We start from the raw sequence: 6885 nt of genomic DNA on the forward strand, positions 1-6885 counted from the left end.
AAACTTCATTGTTTTTATAATCAAATTGAGAATTTAAAGATAACCTTAAACCCATTACTAGGAGTGGAATCAAATTTAATTTCTCCTTTACAGAATTAATTCTGTTCTCTACATTGTAAAGACCATTTTTAAAAGTCATAGAATTTAAATTTATGCCTTTTCCATTGTCCGTATAAGTGACCGTAATATTTTTATTGCTTTTTTTAAAGTTAATACCAACTAGTGTAGCGTTACTATGCTTTTTCATGTTTACGAGTAATTCTTGTAGTACCCTGTAAGTGGTTATTTTTTTGTTTTTTTCAACTTCATTCCAAGGGATGTTTTCAATACCATTAAGTAGAAGATTAATTTCGGGAGTATTGAAACCTGCAATCATCTCTTTTAAAAATAAGATGTATTTTTCAGACGTTATAATTGGACTGTTTTCTTTTGATATATCTCTAGTACGAGAATATATCACATCGAGATTTTTTATTAATTGTTCTTTATTTTCAGATACAGAAAGGTTTTTGTTCTCGGCAAAAGCCATAGTATGGTAAATGTCATTTGCTAATTCATCATGCAGTTTTTTAGCAATTCTTGTTTCGCTTTTGTAGGTTGCTTCAATTTTTTCTTTATTAGCTTTAGATGTTAAATGAAAGTACAACGCTAATATTAAGCTTAAACTTAATATAATAATGATATAAGAAATTATATTTCGATTTTTTTGTCTTTCTAATTGAAGTTCGTTTTCAATTTTATCGGTTTTCAGTTTAAGGTTTTCGTTTCTCTCTTTTTTTGAGTCATACTTAATTCGAGCAAATTGATTTTTTGCTTTCTGTCGTATTTCGGTTATGCTGTCATTAAGTTTAATATATAAGAGAGAGTATTTTTTTAGCTCACTGCTTGTAGAGCAGTTTACTAATAACTTTAGAGCAGACATTCTGCTTTCGGAGTATTTTACAAGAGCCGCGTTTTCATAACTAAGCTGTGCATATTTTTTTGATAGCGAAGGATTTTTTGGCTGGTAAAATTCAGCTAAATGCAGATAAATTTTAGAAGTCGAAAGGTAATCTTTTGTTTCGGCTGCCACTTTTAGTGCTTTTTCAAAGTATGAAAGTGCTCGCGGATCCTCAATTTTAAAATAGCAAAAGCCTATATTGTCTAGTACTTTTACATAGTTTTCGGGGTTTTCAAGAATTTCTTTTTTCTCAATCAAAGAAGTAAAAATGTCTAAAGCTTCATTGTATTTGCCCTGTTCTAATAAAACGACCGCTATATTGTTTGTCGTACTTAGTTTTCTCCATTCACTTATATTTAAACTTAATGCTTTTTTATAGTAGGATAATGCATTGTTGTAATCATAAGTAAAGAGGTAGTTGTTGCCCAATTCTATATAAGTGTTCCAAATATGTTTAGGATTTTTTATGTGTTTAAGATGAGGCAAAGCTTCGGTAAGAGTTGATTCACTGCCAGTATAATCTCCTTGATATCTTTGGATTTCAGCCATAGAATTTAATGTGCTGACAAAGCTTTCTGTTTCTGTTTTTGGGTTGCAAATAAATTTCGCCTTATTGTAGTAAAAAAAAGCACTGTCAAAATTTTGATCATCATAAAAGCGATCTCCTATTGCGATCAGTTTTTCTGCTTTTTCTTTTGTGTTGGTTGCCGCAACTTTTAAAGATTCCTCTTTTTGACATGAAAACAAAATAACAAATATTAGAATTATGTATAGGGATATTATCTTGTGTTTTTGTTTCATGCGCCAAAAGTAAAAAAAATAAATCCCCTTGAAAGAGTATATATACGGTATTTTTAAAACTTAGAATAAAACTATTTTTTCTATTTCTCATTAGCAATTAGATACGAAAAAGCCCTCTAGATAGAGGGCTTCTGAATTTCGTAAGCTTGTAAAATTTATCTTTATAAAAATTAAACAGCTCTAAGTCCTGTTGTAATTGCTAATCTATTCCAAGAGTTAATTGTGATGATTGCAAGGATGATTTCTGCTAAATATTTTTCATCAAATAAGTTTGCAGCATTTTGATAAACTTCATCAGAAACATGATTTCCAATTAAAGTTACAGCTTCAGTTAAAGCCAAAATTGCTTTTTCTTCTTCAGTATAAACATCAGCTTCGCGCCAAGCGCTGGTTAAATAAATGCGTTGCTCTGTTTCGCCTTGTTTTCTTGCATCTGCAGTATGCATATTAATACAAAAGGCACAACCATTTATTTGTGAAGCACGAATTTTAATTAGTTCTTTATGAGTTGGTGTTAATGAAGTTGTTGAGATGTATTTTTCTAAATTCATTAATGCTTGATATGCTTGCGGGGCAACTTCTGGGATAACGATTCTTGATTTCATTTTATATGTTTTAAAAGTTCTATACAAAGGTCAGTAATGAATGCTTTAAAAAACTTGAACTACTTCAAGAAATGCAGCTTATACTTTTCCTGCCCTGATTTTACTCATAAATTCAGCCGAAAAATCTAAGTAAGAAGCAAGCATGTACTGAGGAACGCGTTGTACAAAGTCGGGATTTAGATTATTAAAATGATGATATCTCTCTTCTGCCGACATTGTGAACAGAAATTTAATTCTCATTTGAGCAGCTCCAAATGATTTTTGAGAAACAATTCGAAAGTATCGTTCTAACTTCGGAATCTCAATTAATAGAGATTCTAGAGTGTTTTTTTCAATTGCTATCAATTCACAGTTTTCAACTGTCTGAATATAGAAATGTGATGGAGTAGTATTGTGATAACTTAAATAATCAGTAATCCACCAATTTTCAATCGCAAATTGCAAGGTTTGTTCTGTTCCTTTCGAGTTAATTATATACTGCCTTGCGCAGCCTTTTGTTATAAAATATATTGTATTACAAACTTGTCCTTCTTGCAATAGATGTTCTTTCTTTTTTATTTTCGCGAGTTTCAAACATGATTGAAGTAAGTCAATTTCTGAAGGCTCAAGTGTTACAAATTTCTGAATGTGATCAAAAAGAGGAGTAAACATTTTGTGGTTGTTTTTTTAAAGAGTCTTAAAGGTAAAGCAGATTGTTGTAAAAACAAAAAACCATCCGAATTAACGAATGGTTTTTTTATGATAAGTAAGTAATCTAAATTGAGTTTATAAAACGTTTATTTTACTTTATTAAGTATTGCTTTGAAAGCTTCAGGGTGGTTCATAGCTAAATCTGCAAGAACTTTACGGTTCAATTCGATTCCGTTAGCTTTTACTTTCCCCATGAATTGAGAATAAGACATTCCTTCTAATCTAGCTCCAGCGTTGATACGTTGAATCCATAAAGCACGGAAATTTCTTTTGTTTTGTTTTCTATCGCGGTAAGCGTAGCACATTGCTTTCTCTACTGCATTCTTAGCAACTGTCCAAACGTTTTTACGTCTACCAAAGAAACCTTTGGCTTGCTTCATTATTTTTTTTCTTCTTGCTCTTTTAGCAACTGAATTTACCGATCTTGGCATAATTTTAATGTGTTTTTGTAGCAGGCGTCCTGAATTAAATCAAAGGAACTTAAAAGCCGTACTCCAAGGTTATATAAATAATTTTTTAACCTAAAGAATTGTTAGATAATTCTTAATTGTTGTTTGATGCTTTTCATATCTGTTGAGTGAACTAGCGCTGAGTGAGTCAAAGCTAATTTACGTTTTTTAGATTTTTTAGTCAAGATGTGACTTTTAAAAGCATGCTTTCTTTTAATCTTTCCAGAACCAGTAACTTTAAAACGTTTCTTAGCGCTAGATTTAGTTTTCATTTTAGGCATTTTTCCTAGTGTTTTAATTTATTCTTACTTACTTATATCTTGAGTCAGAAAGTTCAAAAGTCAAAAGTCAAAAGTCAGTTTATGACTTTCGACTTTAAGACTTTAAGCTTTAAGACTTATTTCTTTTTCTTAGGAGCAATGAACATAATCATTCTCTTTCCTTCAAGAACAGGCATAGCTTCAACTTTACCATGTTCTTCTAGATCTGTAGCCAAACGCAACAATAAAATTTGTCCTTGATCTTTATAGATGATTGAACGTCCTTTAAAGAAAACGAATGCTTTTAATTTAGAACCTTCTTTTAAGAATTTCTCAGCATTTTTTCTTTTAAATTCATAATCATGCTCATCTGTTTGAGGACCAAAACGAATCTCTTTTACAACAACTTGTGAAGACTTAGCTTTTAATGCTTTATCACGTTTCTTTTGTTCGTAAACAAATTTCTTGTAATCCATGATTTTACAAACCGGCGGCTCAGCATTTGGCGAAATTTCAACCAAGTCTAATTCAAACTGATCTGCTAGACGTAAAGCTTCTGCAAGCTTAAATACACCTGGTTCGATGTTCTCGCCTACTAACCTCACTTCTTGTACACCACGAATATTGTTGTTTATTCTGTGTGCATCTTTTTTTTCTACTCGAGGTTGAAAACCTCTGTTACTTTTTATTGCTATGACTTTCTAATTTAAGTTAAACTGTAAATACTTTTAATGTCTTTTTTATTTCTTCGTCTACAATCGAAGCAAATTCTTCGATAGAAACTGTGATATTGCCTTTTCCTTCTTGTCCATGGCGGCGTATAGAAATTGTGCCGTTTTTCTCTTCTTCCTCGCCTACAATCAGCATAAACGGGATTTTTTGCATTTCAGCATCTCTAATTTTCTTACCGATAGTTTCGTTTCGGTTGTCAATTAGGGCGCGAATTTCGTGATTTTCTAGCAAATCTAAAACTTTTTTAGCATAATTTTCGTATTTCTCGCTCAAAGACAAGATAATAGCCTGTTCTGGCATAAGCCAAAGCGGGAAATTTCCTGCAGTGTGTTCTAGTAAAATTGCTATAAAACGTTCCATAGATCCAAAAGGAGCTCTGTGAATCATAACTGGGCGATGTAATTCATTATCAGCGCCTTTGTATGTCAAATCAAAACGCTCAGGTAAGTTGTAATCTACCTGAATAGTTCCTAATTGCCATTGTCTTCCTAAAGCATCTTTAACCATAAAGTCAAGCTTAGGTCCATAGAATGCAGCTTCGCCATATTCAACAACAGTATTTAAACCTTTATCGGCAGCTGCATTGATGATAGCGTTTTCAGCTTTCTCCCAGTTTTCATCTGTACCAATATATTTTTCTCTGTCCTCTTGGTCTCTTAATGAGATTTGAGCAGTAAAGTTTTCAAAACCTAATGAACCAAATACGTATAATACTAAGTCTATTACCTTTTTGAATTCCTCATCTAATTGCTCTGGAGTACAAAAGATATGTGCATCATCCTGAGTAAAACCACGTACACGAGTTAAGCCGTGTAATTCGCCAGACTGCTCGTATCTATATACAGTACCAAATTCAGCATAACGCTTAGGTAGATCTTTATATGACCAAGGTCTTACATTGTAAATCTCACAGTGGTGAGGGCAGTTCATTGGTTTCAATAAAAACTCTTCACCTTCGGCAGGAGTATGTATTGGCTGAAAACTATCTGCACCATATTTAGCATAGTGACCAGAAGTAACATAAAGTTCTTTTTGTCCAATATGTGGACTCACAACTTGTTCGTAACCTGCTTTCTTTTGAGCTTTCTTTAAAAATTGCTCTAAACGTTCTCTTAACGCTGCTCCTTTTGGCAGCCATAAAGGTAAGCCTTGACCAACTTTCTGAGAGAAAGCAAACAGTTCTAATTCTTTTCCTAATTTACGGTGATCGCGACGTTTCGCTTCTTCAAGAAGTTCAAGGTACTCTGTTAAATCTTTTTGTTTAGGGAAAGAAGTTCCATAAACACGAGTTAACTGCTTGTTTTTCTCATCACCTCTCCAATAAGCACCAGCAACGCTCATTACTTTCATGGCTTTTATGATTCCAGTATTCGGAATGTGTCCACCACGACATAAGTCAGTAAAAGTAGAATGGTCGCAGAAAGTAATAGTTCCATCTTCAAGATTAGAAATCAATTCAGTCTTGTAAACGTTGTCTTTGTACATTTCTAATGCGTCAGCTTTGCTAACCGGACGCATTTTGAATTCATGCTTTCCTCTTGAAATTTCAAGAACACGATCTTCGATCTTTTTAAAATCAGCCTCAGAGATCTTTTGGTCTTCAAAATCAACATCATAATAAAAACCATTAGCAATTGCTGGTCCAAGAGTTAATTTAATTCCTGGGTACAATTCCTCTAGGGCTTGTGCCATTACGTGTGAAGTCGAATGCCAGAAAGCTTTTTTACCCTCAGCATCATTCCAAGTATATAATATAAGATTACCATCGGTCGTTAATGGAGTCTCGGTTTCAATAGTTGTACCATTAAAAGATGCAGAAATAACATTTCGTGCAAAACCTTCGCTAATGTTTTTAGCGACCTCCATTGGAGTTACGCCTTGAGCGAACTCTCTAATTGACCCATCGGGTAAAGTAATCTTGATCATTGTTTATAATTTTGTGAATGCAAATATAAGTGATTACAAAAATACATACAATATATATATGTATAAGATTGATATTATATAATAAGAAGGATGTGGTGTTGTATTGTGTAAATGGAAAGTTATACTATAATATAATAGGAGTGAAGGTTTGTTTGATTTGAGAGAGTTGAAGTTCTTTTAAGTTTAAAGTTTTAATAAGGAGCTTAATCCCACTATCCGTTACAATCTTTTTACGGCAAACCCCGCCGCAAAAAGGATTTTCACTTCTATCGGGGCTATTGCAGCAGTTTTCAGAAGAAAATATGAGGAAAAAACGAAATCGCAGAAGAAAAACCAGGCTCCTGGGGATTAAAAAGGGCGGAAGCGGTGCTTTCAGGCTTTGATTTCTCTTCAGTAAAGTGCCTTTAAGACTGAAAACTCCTCAAAATAGGAGTTGGTAAAAGGTCGAAAAATAAAGAAAGTGCAGTGAAACGAAGAAAAGC

Annotated in this window: 7 protein-coding genes; all 7 read right to left on the reverse strand. The window is 33.1% G+C overall.

Annotated elements, in window-relative coordinates; all coding sequences use genetic code 11:
• A partial coding sequence (locus BOW55_RS20180) for a tetratricopeptide repeat-containing sensor histidine kinase (protein WP_241686636.1) occupies positions 1-1687 on the reverse strand: 1687 nt, incomplete at its 3' end.
• Between the two features lie 224 nt (positions 1688-1911).
• Positions 1912-2346, reverse strand: a complete 435-nt coding sequence (locus BOW55_RS20185) for a carboxymuconolactone decarboxylase family protein (RefSeq protein WP_129026216.1) — start codon at positions 2344-2346, stop codon at positions 1912-1914.
• A gap of 78 nt (positions 2347-2424) precedes the next feature.
• Positions 2425-2997 (reverse strand): Crp/Fnr family transcriptional regulator, encoded by a 573-nt coding sequence (locus tag BOW55_RS20190; RefSeq protein WP_129026218.1) that lies wholly within the window; start codon positions 2995-2997, stop codon positions 2425-2427.
• A gap of 125 nt (positions 2998-3122) precedes the next feature.
• Positions 3123-3467: a 50S ribosomal protein L20 gene (rplT, locus tag BOW55_RS20195; RefSeq protein ID WP_007810721.1), complete on the reverse strand. Its 345-nt coding sequence runs from the start codon at positions 3465-3467 to the stop codon at positions 3123-3125.
• Positions 3468-3568: 101 nt separating this feature from the next.
• Positions 3569-3766, reverse strand: coding sequence for a 50S ribosomal protein L35 (gene rpmI, locus BOW55_RS20200; RefSeq protein ID WP_007810722.1), 198 nt, complete (start codon positions 3764-3766; stop codon positions 3569-3571).
• A gap of 116 nt (positions 3767-3882) precedes the next feature.
• Positions 3883-4434: a translation initiation factor IF-3 gene (infC, locus tag BOW55_RS20205; RefSeq protein WP_089054229.1), complete on the reverse strand. Its 552-nt coding sequence runs from the start codon at positions 4432-4434 to the stop codon at positions 3883-3885.
• A 22-nt stretch (positions 4435-4456) separates the two neighbouring features.
• The gene (thrS, locus tag BOW55_RS20210) at positions 4457-6403 is read right to left on the reverse strand and encodes a threonine--tRNA ligase (protein ID WP_089054230.1); all 1947 of its coding nucleotides are present in this window, start codon (positions 6401-6403) and stop codon (positions 4457-4459) included.
• Positions 6404-6885: the final 482 nt, after the last annotated feature.

This window comes from Flavobacterium sp. YO12, assembly GCF_004119495.1.
In the GTDB taxonomy this organism is placed as follows: Bacteria; Bacteroidota; Bacteroidia; order Flavobacteriales; family Flavobacteriaceae; genus Flavobacterium.

Coding starts and splice junctions, on each gene's coding strand:
- BOW55_RS20185 (WP_129026216.1), bottom strand. CDS start 2,346: ATGAAATCAAGAATCGTTATCCCAGAAGTTGCCCCGCAAGCATATCAA.
- BOW55_RS20190 (WP_129026218.1), bottom strand. CDS start 2,997: ATGTTTACTCCTCTTTTTGATCACATTCAGAAATTTGTAACACTTGAG.
- rplT (WP_007810721.1), bottom strand. CDS start 3,467: ATGCCAAGATCGGTAAATTCAGTTGCTAAAAGAGCAAGAAGAAAAAAA.
- rpmI (WP_007810722.1), bottom strand. CDS start 3,766: ATGCCTAAAATGAAAACTAAATCTAGCGCTAAGAAACGTTTTAAAGTT.
- thrS (WP_089054230.1), bottom strand. CDS start 6,403: ATGATCAAGATTACTTTACCCGATGGGTCAATTAGAGAGTTCGCTCAA.